The organism is Pseudomonas sp. BW16M2, assembly GCF_014268865.1.
GTDB lineage: Bacteria > Pseudomonadota > Gammaproteobacteria > Pseudomonadales > Pseudomonadaceae > Aquipseudomonas > Aquipseudomonas peradeniyensis.
Map to the genome: position 1 here is coordinate 202,340 of NZ_JABWRI010000005.1, position 15,973 is coordinate 218,312.

14 protein-coding genes are annotated in these 15,973 nt (G+C 65.1%); 8 read left to right on the forward strand and 6 right to left on the reverse strand.

All coding sequences use genetic code 11. The features are described from left to right. Positions 1–93: 93 nt before the first annotated feature. On the forward strand, positions 94–1,218 hold the full coding sequence (locus HU735_RS07445) for a methyltransferase (RefSeq protein WP_186712982.1): 1,125 nt from the start codon (positions 94–96) through the stop codon (positions 1,216–1,218). A gap of 91 nt (positions 1,219–1,309) precedes the next feature. Here HU735_RS07445 and HU735_RS07450 read toward each other — a convergent pair whose 3' ends face one another. Genes HU735_RS07450 through HU735_RS07460 form a run of 3 tightly spaced genes read right to left on the reverse strand, consistent with a single transcriptional unit; the run spans position 1,310 to position 3,908 of the window. Then, the gene (locus HU735_RS07450; protein WP_186712983.1) at positions 1,310–1,453 is read right to left on the reverse strand and encodes a DUF2474 domain-containing protein; all 144 of its coding nucleotides are present in this window, start codon (positions 1,451–1,453) and stop codon (positions 1,310–1,312) included. Between the two features lie 9 nt (positions 1,454–1,462). Further along, positions 1,463–2,470, reverse strand: coding sequence for a cytochrome d ubiquinol oxidase subunit II (cydB, locus tag HU735_RS07455; RefSeq protein WP_050706923.1), 1,008 nt, complete (start codon positions 2,468–2,470; stop codon positions 1,463–1,465). 1 nt (position 2,471) lies between these two features. After that, on the reverse strand, positions 2,472–3,908 hold the full coding sequence (locus tag HU735_RS07460) for a cytochrome ubiquinol oxidase subunit I (RefSeq protein WP_186712984.1): 1,437 nt from the start codon (positions 3,906–3,908) through the stop codon (positions 2,472–2,474). Positions 3,909–4,251: 343 nt separating this feature from the next. Between HU735_RS07460 and HU735_RS07465 the strand changes: the two genes are divergently transcribed. The 5 genes from HU735_RS07465 (at position 4,252) to HU735_RS07485 (ending at position 9,611) form a co-directional block, all read left to right on the forward strand. Next, a complete protein-coding gene (locus HU735_RS07465; RefSeq protein ID WP_186712985.1) occupies positions 4,252–5,472 on the forward strand; it encodes an MFS transporter in 1,221 nt (406 codons plus the stop codon). 279 nt (positions 5,473–5,751) lie between these two features. Then, positions 5,752–7,047 (forward strand): NCS2 family permease, encoded by a 1,296-nt coding sequence (locus tag HU735_RS07470; protein ID WP_110739369.1) that lies wholly within the window; start codon positions 5,752–5,754, stop codon positions 7,045–7,047. Next, positions 7,044–8,129: a tRNA (uridine(54)-C5)-methyltransferase TrmA gene (trmA, locus tag HU735_RS07475; RefSeq protein ID WP_186712986.1), complete on the forward strand. Its 1,086-nt coding sequence runs from the start codon at positions 7,044–7,046 to the stop codon at positions 8,127–8,129. The genes HU735_RS07470 and trmA overlap by 4 nt, the downstream gene beginning before the upstream one ends. Positions 8,130–8,182: 53 nt before the next feature. Further along, a complete protein-coding gene (locus HU735_RS07480; protein ID WP_186712987.1) occupies positions 8,183–9,082 on the forward strand; it encodes a LysR family transcriptional regulator in 900 nt (299 codons plus the stop codon). A 103-nt stretch (positions 9,083–9,185) separates the two neighbouring features. After that, the gene (locus HU735_RS07485) at positions 9,186–9,611 is read left to right on the forward strand and encodes a cupin domain-containing protein (RefSeq protein ID WP_186712988.1); all 426 of its coding nucleotides are present in this window, start codon (positions 9,186–9,188) and stop codon (positions 9,609–9,611) included. A gap of 32 nt (positions 9,612–9,643) precedes the next feature. On the opposite strand, the gene pcaG is transcribed toward HU735_RS07485, so the two are convergent. Both pcaG and pcaH read right to left on the reverse strand, forming a co-directional pair. Beyond that, the gene (pcaG, locus tag HU735_RS07490; RefSeq protein ID WP_186712989.1) at positions 9,644–10,249 is read right to left on the reverse strand and encodes a protocatechuate 3,4-dioxygenase subunit alpha; all 606 of its coding nucleotides are present in this window, start codon (positions 10,247–10,249) and stop codon (positions 9,644–9,646) included. A 10-nt stretch (positions 10,250–10,259) separates the two neighbouring features. Then, a complete protein-coding gene (gene pcaH, locus HU735_RS07495) occupies positions 10,260–10,979 on the reverse strand; it encodes a protocatechuate 3,4-dioxygenase subunit beta (RefSeq protein ID WP_186712990.1) in 720 nt (239 codons plus the stop codon). A 199-nt stretch (positions 10,980–11,178) separates the two neighbouring features. On the opposite strand from pcaH, the gene HU735_RS07500 reads away from it, so the two are divergent. Both HU735_RS07500 and HU735_RS07505 read left to right on the forward strand, forming a co-directional pair. Continuing rightward, positions 11,179–12,063 (forward strand): neutral zinc metallopeptidase, encoded by an 885-nt coding sequence (locus HU735_RS07500; protein WP_096049295.1) that lies wholly within the window; start codon positions 11,179–11,181, stop codon positions 12,061–12,063. A 228-nt stretch (positions 12,064–12,291) separates the two neighbouring features. Next, a complete protein-coding gene (locus HU735_RS07505) occupies positions 12,292–14,211 on the forward strand; it encodes a methyl-accepting chemotaxis protein (protein WP_186712991.1) in 1,920 nt (639 codons plus the stop codon). 79 nt (positions 14,212–14,290) lie between these two features. On the opposite strand, the gene ggt is transcribed toward HU735_RS07505, so the two are convergent. Then, complete coding sequence (gene ggt, locus HU735_RS07510; protein ID WP_186712992.1) at positions 14,291–15,958, reverse strand: gamma-glutamyltransferase; 1,668 nt, start codon at positions 15,956–15,958, stop codon at positions 14,291–14,293. Between the last annotated feature and the right edge of the window lie 15 nt (positions 15,959–15,973).

Here is a 15,973-nt window from a genome sequence, read left to right on the forward strand (position 1 = left end):
CGTCCCCCGCCCAGGCGCAAAGCCCTGTAGAATCACCCGCCGCAAGCCCGCCGCACAGCGCGCCGGGCAGGATTCGCAGCAGAGCCCCACGTCATGCCCCTGTTCAACAGCCCCTTCGCCGACCTCGACCTGATCCGCCAGCCGGCCCAGGCCAACGACCCGCTGCTGGCCTTCGACGCCGCCGACCAGTACCTGCTGGAACACCTGGCCGCCCAGGCGCCGCAGGCGAACTGCAAGGTGCTGGTGCTCAACGACAGCTTCGGCGCCCTGGCCGCGAGCCTTGCGGGGCATGTGCAGGTGAGCAGCAGCGGCGACTCGCACCTGGCGCACCTGGCCCTGGAGAAGAACCTGGCGGGTAACGGCAAGCCGTTCGACAGCGTGCCCTTCATCCCGGCCAGCGAGACCTTCCACGGCCCGTTCGACCGCGTGCTGGTACGCGTGCCCAAGACCCTGGCCCTGCTCGAGGAACAGCTGATCCGCCTGCAGGGACAACTGGCACCCGGCGCCCAGGTGATCGCCGGGGCCATGATCAAGCACCTGCCCCGTGCCGCCGGCGACCTGATGGAGAAGTACATCGGCCCGGTCCAGGCTTCGCTGGCGCAGAAGAAGGCCCGTCTGCTGATTGCCACCGTCGCCGAACGCCCGGCCGCACGCTCCCCCTACCCCAGCCGCTACCGCCTGGACAGCCCGGCCCTGGAACTGGTCAACCACGCCAACGTGTTCTGCCGCGAAGGCCTGGACATCGGTACCCGCGCCTTCCTGCCGCACCTGCCACGGGACCTGGGCCGCGCCCGGATTGCCGATCTGGGCTGCGGCAATGGCGTGCTGGCGATCGCCTGCGCCCTGGCCAACCCGGATGCGCAGTTCACCCTGGTCGACGAGTCGTACATGGCGGTGCAGTCGGCACGGGAGAACTGGCAGGCGGCGCTGGGCGAGCGCGAGGTGACGATCAGGGCTGCGGATGGCCTGGCCGGGCAGGAGAAACAATCGCTGGACGTGGTGCTGTGCAACCCGCCGTTCCACCAGCAGCAGGTGGTCGGCGACTTCCTCGCCTGGCGCATGTTCCAACAGGCCCGGGAGGCGCTGGAGGTCGGTGGCGCGCTGTACATCGTCGGCAACCGCCACCTGGGCTATCACAGCAAGTTGGCGCGGTTGTTCCGAGGGGTCGAGCAGGTGGCGGCGACGCCGAAGTTCGTGGTGCTCAAAGCCCGTAAATAAGCGCCCTCAAGTAAACGAAAAAAGCCCGCTCCTACTGGTACTGTAGGAGCGGGCTTGCCCCGCGATCGGGCTGCAAGGCAGCCCTTGCAACCTAGTGAGTGCTAAGGCCTGCCGCACTCATGAACATGCGCATGCCATAGGCCACCACCCCAAGCGCCGCCACGCTCAGCCCCCAGATCAGCACCAGCCAACCCAGGCGTTGCCACAGCGGCTTCTTCTCTTCGACGCTCATCATGATGCGCTCCTAGTGATAGCCATCTTCATGGGTCACCTTGCCGCGGAACACGTAGTAGCTCCAGTAGGTGTACCCGAGGATGAACGGCAGGATGAACAGCGTGCCCACCAGCATGAAGCCCTGGCTCTGCGGCGGCGCCGCGGCGTCCCAGATGCTGATCGACGGCGGGATGATGTTCGGCCACAGGCTGATGCCCAGCCCGCTGTAGCCCAGGAAGATCAGTACCAGGGTCAGCAGGAACGGCGTGTAATGGGCATTGCGCGCCACTGCCCGCAGCAGGCCGTAGAAGGTCACCAGCACCAGAATCGGCACCGGCATGAACCAGACCAGGTTGGGCATGCTGAACCAGCGCTCGGCGATCTGCGGGTAGGCGATCGGCGTCCACAGGCTGACGATGCCGATCACCGCCAGCAGCACCAGCGCCAGGGGGCGGGCCATGTCGTGCATCTTCTGCTGCAACGGCCCTTCGGTCTTCATGATCAGCCAGGTGCAGCCCAGCAGGGTGTAGGCGACGATCAGGCCCAGGCCACTGAACAGCGTGAACGGCGTCAGCCAGTCCAGGGTGCCGCCTACGAACTTGCGGTCGACCACCTTGAAGCCTTCGATGAAGGCACCCAGGGCCACGCCCTGGAAGAAGGTCGCCACCAGCGAACCCCAGATGAACGCCTTGTCCCAGATGTGGCGTTTATTGGCCCGGGCCTTGAAGCGAAACTCGAAGGCCACGCCACGGAAGATCAGGCCCACCAGCATCAGGATCAACGGCAGGTACAGCGCCTCCAGCACCACCGAGTAGGCCAGCGGGAAGGCGCCAAACAGTGCCGCGCCGCCCAGCACCAGCCAGGTCTCGTTGCCGTCCCATACCGGGGCGACGGTGTTCATCATCACATCACGGTCACGCTCGTCCTGAACGAACGGGAAGAGCATGCCGATTCCCAGGTCGAAACCATCCATCACCACGTACATCATGACGCCGAAGATGATGATCACGGCCCAGATCAGCGGAAGATCGATACCCATCTCAGTTCCCCTTGCTCAGGCTGCTGGACTCGGCCTCATGGCCTTCATCGGCGGCGGACAGCGGCCGCGCCGGCGTGCGTTTCTGGCCAGGGCCACCCGGGGTGTGCTCCTCGCCTTCGCCGGTCTTCGGCCCTTTGCGCACCAGGCGCATCATGTAGCCGATGCCGGTGCCAAACAGGGCGAAGTAGACCACCACGAACATCACCAGGGTGAAGCCCAGCTGCGCGTAGCTATGGTTGGACACCCCATCGGCGGTACGCATCAGCCCATAGACCACCCAGGGCTGGCGGCCGACCTCGGTGGTGAACCAGCCGGCGAGGATGGCGATCAACCCGGACGGGCCCATCCACAAGGTCAGGTAGAGGAACGGACGCGAGCTGTACAGCGTGCCGCGCTTGCGCAGCCACAGGCTCCACAGGCCGACGAAGATCATCAGCATGCCCAGCCCGACCATGATCCGGAACGACCAGAACACGATGGTCGAGTTGGGCCGATCCTCAGGCGGGAACTCCTTCATCGCCGGGACCTGCTTGTCCAGGCTGTGGGTGAGGATCAGGCTGCCGAGCGCCGGGATCTCTATCTTGAAGCGAGTGGTCTCGGCTTTCATGTCAGGGATGCCGAACAGGATCAGCGGGGTCGGCTCGCCGGGCTTGTTCTCCCAGTGGCCTTCGATGGCCGCGATCTTCACCGGCTGGTGCTTGAGGGTGTTCAAACCATGGAAGTCACCGATCACCGCCTGCACCGGCGCGACGATCAATGCCATCCACATGGCCATCGACAGCATCTTGCGCACCGCCGGGTTGTCGCGCCCGCGCAGCAGGTGCCATGCCGCCGAGGCGCCGACGAAGAACGCGGTGGCGACGAAGGCCGCGGTGGCCATGTGCATCAGCCGGTAGGGGAAGGACGGGTTGAAGATCACCGCGAACCAGTCCACCGGGATCACCTGGCCATTGACGATCTCGTAGCCCTGGGGCGTCTGCATCCAGCTGTTGGAGGCGAGGATCCAGAACGTCGACACCAGCGTGCCGAGCGCCACCATGCACGTGGCGAAGAAGTGCAGGCCACGGCCGACACGGTTCCAGCCGAACAGCATGACGCCGAGGAAACCGGCCTCGAGGAAGAAGGCGGTCAAGACCTCGTAGGTGAGCAAGGGACCCGTGATGGAGCCGGCAAAGTCGGAGAACTGGCTCCAGTTGGTGCCGAACTGATAGGCCATGACCAGACCCGAGACCACGCCCATGCCGAAGTTGACGGCGAAGATCTTCGACCAGAAGTGGTAAAGGTCACGGTAGGTATTGTCGCCGGTCTTCAGCCAAAGGCCTTCGAGGACCGCCAGGTAGCTCGCCAGGCCAATGGTGATGGCCGGGAACAGGATGTGAAAGGACACGGTAAAGGCAAACTGGATTCGGGCGAGCTCTAAGGCTTCCAATCCGAACATGGTGCTTCCTCTTCAGGTAATCCGGCGACCGGGCTCATGGCCTGTCGCCCACTGCCCCCACGGGTATCGAGTGCGGCGCGTTGGAATTGTTCTGTTCGATCGCGGGGATTCCGGCCCAAGGGCCAAGATCGTTGCATCTGGAACGATTGATCCAGGTCAACGACTGAATGGAAGCATAGTCCCGAATGACCCATCCGGATGTGTGGTTGATTGCCGCGTGACCGGTTGCCTCACCCTCTTTTTTTGCGTGTGGAAAGTTGATCCACACGGCTTTCAGCAACTATTTGTTACAAACAGATGTTACTCTTCTGGCCCCTCTATCTCCGAGGCTGCAGGCTCCCCGATGTCCGATTCCGCCCCGCAATTGCTGCGCCATCACCGCCCCTTCCTCGCCTTCTGGCTGGCCCGCGTATTCACCGCCAGCGGCTTCCAGATGCTCACCGTGGCCATCGGCTGGCACCTCTACCAGCTCACCGGCAATGTGCTCGACCTGGGCCTGGTCGGGCTGGTCGAGTTCGCCCCGCGGGTGCTGTTCATGCTGCACACCGGGCATGTCGCCGACCGCTATGACCGGCGCAAGGTCGCCGCCCTGTGCCAGACCCTGCAGGCGCTGATCGCCCTGGCGCTGGCCGTGGGCAGCTTTACCGACAACGTCAGCCGAGAGCTGATCTTCGTGCTGGCCTTCCTGCTGGGTGCCGCCCGCTCGTTCGAGATGCCGGCCACCCAGGCCTTGCTGCCCAACGTGGTACCACCCGGGCTGTTCCCGCGTGCGGTGGCGGCCTCTGCTTCGGCGTCCCAGGCGGCGACCATCGTCGCCCCGGCGGTGGGCGGCCTGCTCTACGCCCTCGGCAGTACCTGGGTGTACGGTCCGACCGTAGCCCTCTATCTCATCGCCTGCCTTTTGACCCTGAGCCTCGATGCCCGTCGTCAACAGCCGCAGCCAGGCAGGGCCAACCTCGACTCGCTGCTGGCCGGGATCCGCTTCATCCGCAGTCGCCCGGATATCCTCGGCGCGATCTCGCTGGACCTGTTCGCCGTGCTGCTCGGTGGCGCCACCGCGCTGCTGCCGGTGTTCGCCAAGGACATCCTGCTCACCGGCGCCTGGGGCCTGGGCTTGTTGCGCTCGGCGCCCGCCGTCGGGGCATTGCTGATGTCGTTGTGGCTGGCGCGCTTTCCGGTGGAACGCAAGGTGGGTCTGACCATGTTCACCGCAGTGGGCATATTTGGCGTCGCGACCATCGCTTTCGGCCTGTCCACTTCGTTCTGGTTCTCCCTGGCGGTACTGGTGGTGCTGGGCGCGGCGGACATGATCAGCATGGTCATCCGCAGCGCCTTCGTGCAACTGGAGACGCCGGACGAGATGCGTGGCCGGGTCAGCGCGGTGAACGGGCTGTTCATCGGTGCCTCGAACCAGCTCGGCGAGTTCGAGTCGGGTGTTACCGCGCACTGGTTTGGCACAGTACCAGCGGTGGTGCTCGGCGGCGTGAGCACGCTGGTGGTGACCGGGGTGTGGATGAAGCTGTTCCCGACGCTGACCCATCGGGACCGTATGCATAACGGCTGATCGGTTGCCTGTGCCGGCCTCTTCGCGGGTAAACCCGCTCCCACAGGGATCGCGCCGCCCTCAGGCCCAGTGAAAAATCTGTGGGAGCGGGCTTGCCCGCGAAAGGGCCGGCACAGGCTGGAGAAAACCCTCTCCCCAATGGCCATAGGCCCCCGCCATCCATGCTGGTATGATGCGCGGCTTTTTTCCGCCCCACACAAAAGCACGGTATCCGGTACGGTCTGTGCTTTGCTGTTGGGGTCGATACATTCACGGCGCGAGGGCGCCCGGGGAGCAGGCATGCTGGAAAGGCTGTTTCAACTAAAAGCACACGACACCAATGTGCGCACCGAGATTCTCGCGGGCGTCACCACCTTCCTGGCCATGGCCTACATCCTGTTCGTCAACCCGAGCATCCTCGGCGAGACCGGCATGGACAAGGGCGCGCTGTTCGTCGCCACGTGCCTGGCCGCGGCCATCGGCTCGGTGACCATGGGCATCATCGCCAACTACCCGATCGCCCTGGCGCCGGGCATGGGCCTGAACGCCTTCTTCACCTACACCGTGGTCCTGCACATGGGCCACACCTGGCAGGTGGCGCTGGGCGCGGTGTTCCTCTCGGCGGTGCTGTTCTTCCTGCTGTCGATCTTCCGCATCCGCGAGTGGATCGTGAACAGCATCCCGCTGCCGTTGCGCTCGGCCATCGCAGCCGGCATCGGCCTGTTCCTGGCGCTGATCGCCCTGCATAACGCAGGTATCGTCGTCGATAACCCGGCCACCCTGGTGGGCCTGGGCGACCTCAGCAAACCAGCGCCGATCCTCGCCACCCTGGGCTTCTTCCTGATTGTCGCCCTCGAGTCGCTGAAGGTCCGCGGCGCGGTGCTGATCGGCATCCTGGCGGTGACCGTGGCCTCGATCGCGATGGGCGTCACCCCGTTCGGCGGCGTGGTCTCGATGCCGCCGTCGCTGGCCCCGACCTTCCTGCAGCTGGACATCGCCGGCGCCCTCGACGTCGGCCTGATCAGCGTGATCTTCGCCTTCCTGTTCGTCGACCTGTTCGACAACTCCGGCACCCTGATCGGCGTGGCCAAGCGCGCCGGCCTGATGGGCAAGGACGGCCACATGCCGAAGATGGGCCGCGCCCTGATCGCCGACAGTACCGCCGCCATGGCCGGTTCCCTGCTGGGCACCTCGACCACCACCAGCTACATCGAGTCGGCGGCGGGCGTGAGCGCGGGCGGGCGCACCGGCCTGACCGCCATCGTGGTCGCCGTGCTGTTCCTGCTGGCGCTGTTCTTCGCCCCGCTGGCCGGCAGCGTGCCGGCCTTCGCCACCGCGCCGGCCCTGCTGTTCGTCGCCGTGCTGATGGCCTCGGGCCTGGCCGAGATCAACTGGGACGACGTCACCGAAGCCGCGCCGGTGGTGGTGACCGCCCTGGCCATGCCGCTGACCTACTCGATCGCCAACGGCATCGCCTTCGGCTTCATCGCCTGGACCGCCATCAAACTGATCTCCGGCCGTCACCGTGACCTGAACCCGGCGCTGGTGATCCTGTCGATCCTGTTCGTCATCAAGCTGGGCTGGTTCCCCGCATGAGTGCTGTCCTGGATCCTTCCCAATACGACGCGCAGCTGGCGGCCAAGGCCGCCCGTCTGCGCGAGCTGCTGGCACCGTTTGGCGCGCCGGAGCCGGCGCTGTTCGACTCGCCGCGCGAGCACTATCGCCTGCGCGCCGAGTTCCGTCTGTGGCGCGAAGGCGGTCAACGTCACTACGCGATGTTCGCCCCGGGCGAGAAGCACAAGGCGATCCTGATCGACGACTTCCCCATCGCCAGCGAACGCATCAATGAACTGATGCCACGCCTGAAGGCCGCCTGGCAGGGCAACGAAGCACTCGACAATCGCCTGTTCCAGGTCGAGTTCCTCACCACCCTGGCCGGTGACGCGATGGTCACCCTGTGCTATCACCGTCCGCTGGACGAAGCCTGGGAAGCGGCCGCGCAGCAACTGGCCAGCGACCTGAACGTCAGCGTGATCGGCCGTTCCAAGGGCAAGCGCGTGGTGATCGGCCGCGACTACGCCGTGGAAAAACTCGACATCGCCGGGCACACCTTCAGCTATCGCCAGCCCGAAGGCGCCTTCACCCAGCCCAACGGCGCGGTGAACCAGAAGATGCTCGGCTGGGCCTTCGAGGCCATGGGCGAGCGCCAGGACGACCTGCTGGAGCTGTACTGCGGCAACGGCAACTTCACCCTGCCGCTGGCGACCCGCGCGCGCCAGGTGCTGGCCACCGAGATCAGCAAGACCTCGGTCAACGCCGCCCTGCACAACCTCGACGAGAACGGCGTGGACAACGTGCGCCTGGTGCGCCTGTCGGCCGAGGAGCTGACCCAGGCGCTGAACGAGGTCCGCCCGTTCCGCCGCCTGGAAGGCATCGACCTGAAAAGCTACGACTTCGGCACCGTGTTCGTCGACCCGCCACGCGCTGGCATGGACCCGGACACCTGCGAGCTGACCCGCCGCTTCGAGCGCATCCTGTACATCTCGTGCAACCCGGAAACCCTGGCGCAGAACATCGCCCAGCTGCAAGATACCCACCGTATCGAACGCTGTGCGCTGTTCGACCAGTTCCCGTACACCCATCACATGGAAAGCGGGGTGCTGCTGGTTCGGCGCTGATCCGCGCTGCAGTGGGGCCTCCCCGGCCCCACCGCACGCAGCCAGGAGTGTTGATGGACCAGCTTAGTGCCATGCAAACCTTCCGCCGGGTCGTCGACCTCGGCAGCTTCAGCGCCGCCGCCAGCCAGGCGGGCGTGTCGCACACCGTACTGTCACGCCAGGTGAAGCAACTCGAACGCCACCTCGGCACGCAGTTGCTCACCCGCACCACCCGCCGCCTGCACCTGACCGAGGCCGGCGCACTCTTCTATCGCCACTGCGTGCAGATCCTCGAGCAGATGCAGGCCATGACCCTCGAGCTCTCCGAACATCAGCAACAGCCCAGCGGCACGCTGCGCCTGGGCGTGGCCACGGCGTTCGGCGAGCTGGAGCTGGGACACTGGTTGCCGGACTTCGTCGAGCGCCACCCGCTGCTGCAGATCGAACTGCACTGCAGCGATCGCTTCGTCGACCTGCTGGAGGAGGAAATCGATGTGTGCCTGCGGGTCACCGACCACCTGCCGGACTCCAGCCTGGTGGCACGCCGGCTGGCGAGCAGCGAGGTGTTGCTGGTGGCCGCCCCGGGGTACTTCGAGCGCCATGGCGTCCCGTCCGACCCCGATGAACTGGCCAGCCATGCCCTGCTCGGCTACAGCCAGCTGCTGCACCCGCAACGCCTGCAACTCACCGGCGCCTGCGGGGAACAGCGCGACATCCTCATGCCCCGACGCCTGAGCGCCAATTCACCCATGGCCCTGCGCGCCGCCGCCATCGGTGGCCTGGGCATCGCCAGCTTCGACCGTTTTATCGTGCACGATGCGCTGCAGGACGGGCGGCTGGTGTCGGTGCTGGAGGACTGGAGTCTGCCAGCCCGCAGCCTGTACGCGGTTTATCCACAGAGCCGCTACCTGGCGCCCAAAGTGCGGGCATTGGTGGGTTACGTGCAGGCCTACTACGCGCAAACCAGATGGTGATTTGTGCAATTCGAGCACAAGTTATGGCCAGCTTTGCACGTATTTGTGCGCTGGCTGTTTGATTAGCCTTCATTGCACAGTCATTCAATGAAGGAGATCCACCATGAAAGCAGTCATTGCGGGCTTGATGCTCGGCACCTTGGCCGTCGGCGTCCATGCAGCGGAAAAAACCATTTCGGTCACTGACAGCGCGGCGTTGAAGTGGCAGGACGTACCCAATACCAAAGGCGCCGTCAGCTATGCCAATGTCGAGGGCGATATCTTCGGCAAGGGGCCTTATTCGGCCTATGTGAAGTTCAGGAAAGGTACCGACAACGGGCTGCATCAGCACAGCCAGACGCTACCGACGGTTGTGCTGAGTGGAACTTTCTATGCGGTGATCGATGGCAAGCGCACCGAGTATCCGGCGGGTTCCTACTACAAGTTGCCGGCTGACCTGGTGCATGAAAGCGGCTGTACCGCTGCAGCTGATTGCGTGTTGTTCCAGTATCAGGGCGATGCTTTTGACCTGAAACCTGCAAAAGGCTGAAGCACAGGGGCTGCTTTGCAGCCCCAACCCCATCAAAAGTCGAAGAACACCGTCTCCCCTTCCCCCTGAATCCGGATATCGAACCGATACGCCGTCTTCCCATCCACCTCGCAACGTCTGGCAATCAGCGTCTCGCGCCGCTGTGGCTGCTCGATGAGGTTGAGCACCGGGCATCTGGCGTTCGCCTCGCCCTCGTCATCGAAGTACAGGCGCGTATGCAGGTGAATGTTGATCCCCCGGGCAAACAGGCTGATGTTGATGTGCGGCGCCATCGGCACGCCCGCGGCATTGTTCACCACACCCGGCTTGACCGTGTGCAGCGTCCATTCGCCGGCATCGAAGGTGGTCGCGGTGCGGCCGAAGCTGTTGAAGGCATTCTCGTGGTTGAACTCATCCTGGTAGCGGCCATTGGCATCGGCCTGCCAGACCTCCAGGAAAGAGTCGCGCACCAGGTGGCCGTTGCCGTCGTACACCTGGCCGATCAGCAGGATGTGCTCACCGGGGACGTCCGGTTTGGCCAGGCGGTTCCAGATTTCCTGGTCGCGGGTCGGGTTGCCCGCCGCCTCAAGGGCCAGGCCGATGTGCACGTAGGGGCCGGCGGTCTGCGAAGGGGTTTCCGGCAGCAGTTCGATAGCCATGACGGCCTCCTCAGCGGTTTTCGAAGTGGGTCTGGCGCTGGCCGCGCAGGACGATGTCGAAGCGGTAGGCCAGGCAATCCATGGGGTTGGCATGGCCCATGTCGAGCCTGGCGATCAGCCGCTGGACCGCCTCGGGGTTGGCGATCGACTTGACGATCGGGCACAGCGGAATCAGCGGATCGCCTTCGAAGTACAACTGGGTGATCAGCTTGGTGGCGATAGACGGACCGCTGATGGAGAAGTGGATATGCGCCGGGCGCCAGTCGTTGGGGCCGTTGCGCCATGGGTACGGACCGGGCTTGATGGTGCGGAAGCTGTAGTAGCCGTCGCGGTCGGTCAGGCAACGGCCGACACCGCCGAAGTTCGGGTCCAGCGGGGCCAGGTAGCGGTCGTTCTTGTGCCGGTAGCGGCCGCCGGCATTGGCCTGCCACATCTCGACCAGGGTGTTGGGCACCGGTCTGCCGTACTGGTCGACAACACGACCGGCGACGATGATGCGCTCGCCGATCGGCAGGCCGCCGTGGTTGAAGTTGAGCAGCAGGTCGTGGTCGTGCTCGCCGAAGCGCAGATGGGAAAAGTCCGGGCCGGTACTTTCGCTGATCGACTGCGGGATGCTGACCAGCGCCTGGCGCGGCGAGCGCGCCACCGAGGTCTTGTAGTCGGGGGTGAAGGCCTTGGGGTGCCAGTTGCGATCACGGATCACGAAGCGGCTGGTGTCCTGGGCGGGCATGCCGGTTTCCTCTCTTGGAATTGTCGAACGCCTGGGCGTGGCAGGCGGACTTGCAGTTTCCGGCAGGCCAATCGGGATGAATATTGAATTCAGCGGTCTTAGCCATAACCATTTGGTTATGCATCAGCGACCGAGGCGACGCCGGGGGCAGCGCTGAACTAATCTTTGACTTCATGTTTCACAAACCGGAGAGCTCTACATGGAATGGCGAAAAGGTCGACGCAGCGACAACGTGGTCGATGCCCGCGGCGAAGGGGGCGGCGGCGGCATGCGCTTCGGCGGCGGCAAGGGCCTGGGGCTCGGCGCCATCCTGCTGATCGTCGGCATCGGCTGGCTCACCGGGCAGGACCCGTTGCAGATCCTCGGCCAGCTGGCCGGGCAGATGGAGCAGCAGCAGACCGCTCCGGTCAACGTCGACGGCAAGGCGCCGCCGGCCAACGACGAGCAGGCCGAGTTCGTCGCCTCGATCCTCGGCGACACCGAGGACACCTGGAAGGCGCTGTTCGCCCAGGCCGGCAAGCAGTACCGCGATCCCAAGCTGGTGCTGTTCAGTGGCCAGGTCAATTCCGCCTGCGGCTTCGCCTCGTCGGCGGTCGGGCCGTTCTACTGCCCGGGTGATCAGCGCGTGTACCTGGACATGACCTTCTTCCGTGAAATGGAAACCCGCTTCAAGGCTGCCGGCGATTTCGCCCAGGCCTACGTGATCGCCCACGAAATCGGCCACCACGTGCAGACCCTGCTCGGCGTCTCGGCCAAGGTCGACGCCGCGCGCCGCAATGGCCAGCGCATGGAAGGCGACAACGGCCTGCTGGTGCGCCAGGAACTGCAGGCCGACTGTCTGGCCGGGGTCTGGGCCTACCAGGCGCAGAAACGCCTGAACTGGCTGGAGCCGGGGGATGTGGAAGAGGCGCTGAACGCCGCCAATGCCATCGGTGACGATCGCCTGCAGCAGCAGGGGCAAGGCCGGGTGGTGCCCGACTCGTTCACCCACGGCACGTCGCAACAGCGCGTGCGCTGGTTCAAGGCCGGGTTTTCCAGTGGCGACGTGAACCAGTGCGATACCTTCAGCGCGCGCAGTCTTTGAGATCGCCATCACCACAATGCGCGCCTGCAGGTGCGCATTGCGGGCGCACCCGCGATTGACCACATCAAAAACACAAACGTATTCAACAAGTTACAAATTTGCTGAAAAAGCGTTTCAGCTTCTCCCCGCTTTGCCGATAAGTCCTACACAAATCTGCGGGCTATCTGACAACAACAACGCCCAGCTTTTGAGATCAAGTGAGCGAAATCATTCTCTGGGAGAGCGTGCATGAACAGTTGGTTCGCCAATATCAGCGTCAACCTCAAACTCGGCCTGGGCTTCGGCCTGGTCCTGGTCCTGACCGGCCTGCTGGCCCTGACCGGCTGGAACAGCCTGGGCAGCCTCATCGACCGCAGCAACTGGATGAGCGACATCACCCAGCTCAACAGTGACCTGACCAACCTGCGCGTGGCCCGCCTGCAGTGGATGCTGACCAACGGCGACGACGCCTCGGCGGCCAACGTCCAGGCCAAGCTCGACGCCTTCGGCAGCCAGCAGCAGCACCTGGTCAACACCTTCAAGAGCCCCGAGAACCTCAAGCTGCTGCGCGAGCAGGGCCAGAGCATCAGCGAATACCGGATCTCGCTGGAAAAGATGCGCCAGGGCTACAAGACCACCCTCGCTGCCCGTGAATCGATGAACCAGGCCGCGGCCCGCGCCAATGACGCCATCGAGGCGATCAGCAGCGCCGTGCTGTCCAGCTCCGAGAGCGATGCCAGCCGCCTGGCCCAGTACCTGCTGATCAGCAAGGCCAAGCAGCAACTGGTGCAAGTGCGCCTGGATGTACGTAGCTACATCGCCGACCTGACCAGCGAAGCCGAGCAGGCCGCCCTGCGCCAGCTGGAAAACGCCCTGAATGAAATCGACAGCCTCAAGCGTCAGCTGCCGGGCGAAGCCTCGCGCATCCAGCAGTTCGAAAGCGCCGTGCTGGCCTACCGCGACGCCGTGCGCCAGTTCCGCGACGCCACCGCCGCCATCGGCGTGGCCCGTGCTGAAATGACCGTGCAGGGCGCCGACATCGTCAAGCGCAGCGACGAGCTGTACAAGATCCAGATCGAACGCCGTGACGACGAAAGCGTCCAGGCCCGCAGCCTGCAGACCACCGCCACCCTGCTGGCGCTGCTGGTCGGCGTGCTCGCCGCATTCATCATCACCCGCCAGATCACCCGCCCGCTGCGCGAGACCATGGACGTGGTCAACCGCATCGCCAGCGGCGACCTCACCCAGGAACTGCGCGTCACCCGTCGCGACGAACTGGGCGCCCTGCAGCAGGGCATCGCCCGCATGGGCACCACCCTGCGCGACCTGATCACCGGCATCCGCGACGGCGTCACCCAGATCGCCAGCGCCGCCGAGGAGCTGTCGGCAGTGACCGAGCAGACCAGCGCCGGCGCCAACAGCCAGAAGGTCGAGACCGACCAGGTGGCCACCGCCATGCACGAGATGGCCGCCACCGTCCAGGAGGTCGCGCGCAACGCCGAGCAGGCCTCCCACGCGGCGACCAACGCCGACGACGAAGCCCGTGTCGGCGACAAGGTGGTCGGTGAAGCCATCAGCCAGATCGAACGCCTGGCCCACGAAGTGCACCGCTCCACCGAGGCGATGACCCTGCTGCAGCAGGAAAGCCAGAAGATCGGCAGCGTCATGGACGTGATCAAGTCGGTGGCCGAGCAGACCAACCTGCTGGCGCTCAACGCCGCCATCGAGGCGGCCCGCGCCGGCGAGGCCGGTCGTGGCTTCGCCGTGGTGGCCGACGAGGTCCGTGGCCTGGCCCAGCGCACCCAGCAGTCCACCGAAGAGATCGAAGGCCTGATTGCCAGCCTGCAGCACGGCACCCAGCAGGTGGCCGAAGTGATGAACGGCAGCCGCAGCCTGACCGACAGCAGCGTCGAGCTGGCGCGCAAGGCCGGTGGCTCGCTGGAGAGCATCACCCGCACGGTGTCGAACATCCAGTCGATGAACCAGCAGATCGCCGCCGCCGCCGAGCAGCAGAGCGCCGTGGCCGAAGAGATCAGCCGCAGCATCCTCAACGTGCGCGACGTGTCGGAGCAGACCGCCGCAGCCAGCGACGAGACCGCCGCCTCCAGCGTCGAGCTGGCGCGCCTGGGTGGTCACCTGCAGACCCTGGTCAGCCAGTTCCGCGTCTGACCCTGTAACGCATCGCGGGGCAAGCCCGCTCCCACCAATCGTGGGAGCGGGCTTGCCCCGCGATCATTTCACCCCAGCCTTACTTGACGATCATCCCCACCCCACGCCCACGCGGATCGGAAGCGGTCTCCAGCTTCTCCCCGGTGACCCGGATCGCCTGGATATCGCCCATCTCCCAGCCCTGGTCTTCCAGCACGTAGCCCATCTTCTTCAGATCGTCCGCCACCTTGCCGGTAAGCGGCGCATAGCTGTCGAAGTAGATCGTGTCCTTGGGCAGCAACTGGTGATGCACACGTTGCGCCGCCACCGCCTTCTCCAGCGGCATGCCGTAGTCATACAGGTTGTTCATCACCTGGAAGATCGAGGTGAAGATCCGCGAACCACCCGGCGTGCCCAGCACCAGGGCCACCTTGCCATCGCGGGTCACCAGGCTCGGGCTCATGGACGAGAGCATGCGCTTGCCCGGCGCGATGGCGTTGGCATCGCCGCCGACCACGCCAAAGGCATTGGCCGCCCCCGGTTTGGCGCTGAAATCGTCCATCTCGTCGTTGAGCAGGAAGCCCGCGCCCTTGACCACCACGCCACTGCCGTAGTCGAGGTTGAGGGTGTAGGTGTTGCTCACCGCGTTGCCCTGCTTGTCGACGATGGAGAAGTGCGTGGTCTGGTGCGGCTCCAGACCCGGCTTGACCTTGTCGGTTTCGGAGATCGCAGCCGGGTTGACCTGGGCGGCGCGCTTGGCCAGGTAGTCCTTGGCCACCAGCTGGTCGACCGGGACCTTGGTGAACGCCGGGTCACCGAGGTAGTCGGCGCGGTCGGCGAACACGCGTTTCTCGATCTCGGCCAGCAGGTGGATGTACTTGGCCGAGTTGTGCTCGACGCCCTTGAAGTCCGCGGCGCGGTCTTCCTTGATGCCCAGCAGCTGGGCCAGGGCGACACCGCCGGAGCTTGGCGGCGGCGCGGTGTAGACCACATTGCCGCGCCAGCCGATGGCGATCGGGTCGCGCCACACGGCCTTGTAGTCCTTGAGGTCGTCCTTGCTGATCAGGCCCTTGTCAGCCTGCATCTGCGCCACCAGCAGGTCGGCGGTCTTGCCCTGGTAGAACTCGCTGACGCCCTTGTCGGCAATGCGCTCGAGGGTCTGCGCCAGTTCCGGCTGCTTGAACAGCTCGCCGACCTTCATGTGGCCGAAGTAGTCGTTGAAGTTGGTGGCGGTCTTGAACAGGCCCTGGGCGTCGTCGCGGTACTGGTACTGCTTCTGGGCAATCTTGAAGCCGTTCTGCGCGTAGCCGATGGCCGGTGTCAGCAGCTCGCTCCACTTGAGCTTGCCGAACTTCTGATGCGCCTCCCACAGCCCCATCACCGTGCCCGGCACGCCGGCGGCGCGTACGCCGACCAGGCTGAGGGTCTCGATCACCTCACCCTTGTCGTCCAGGTACATGGTCTTGGTCGCGGCCTTGGGCGCCACTTCGCGGTAGTCGAGGAAATAGGGTTTGCCATCGACGAACAGGGTCATGAAGCCGCCGCCGCCGATATTGCCGGCCTCGGGGTAGGTCACGGCCAGGGTGAAGGCGGTGGCGACGGCGGCGTCCACCGCGTTGCCACCCTTCTTGAGGATATCGGCGGCCACCTGTGCGCCATATTGATCAGGCGCGGCCACCGCGCCGCCTTCCAGCGTCACGGCAAAGGCGGAGGAACAGCTCAGGATCGCGACCCCGAGGGCCAGCGGCTGGAACATGACGATACGCATGCGCACTTCCTTGGT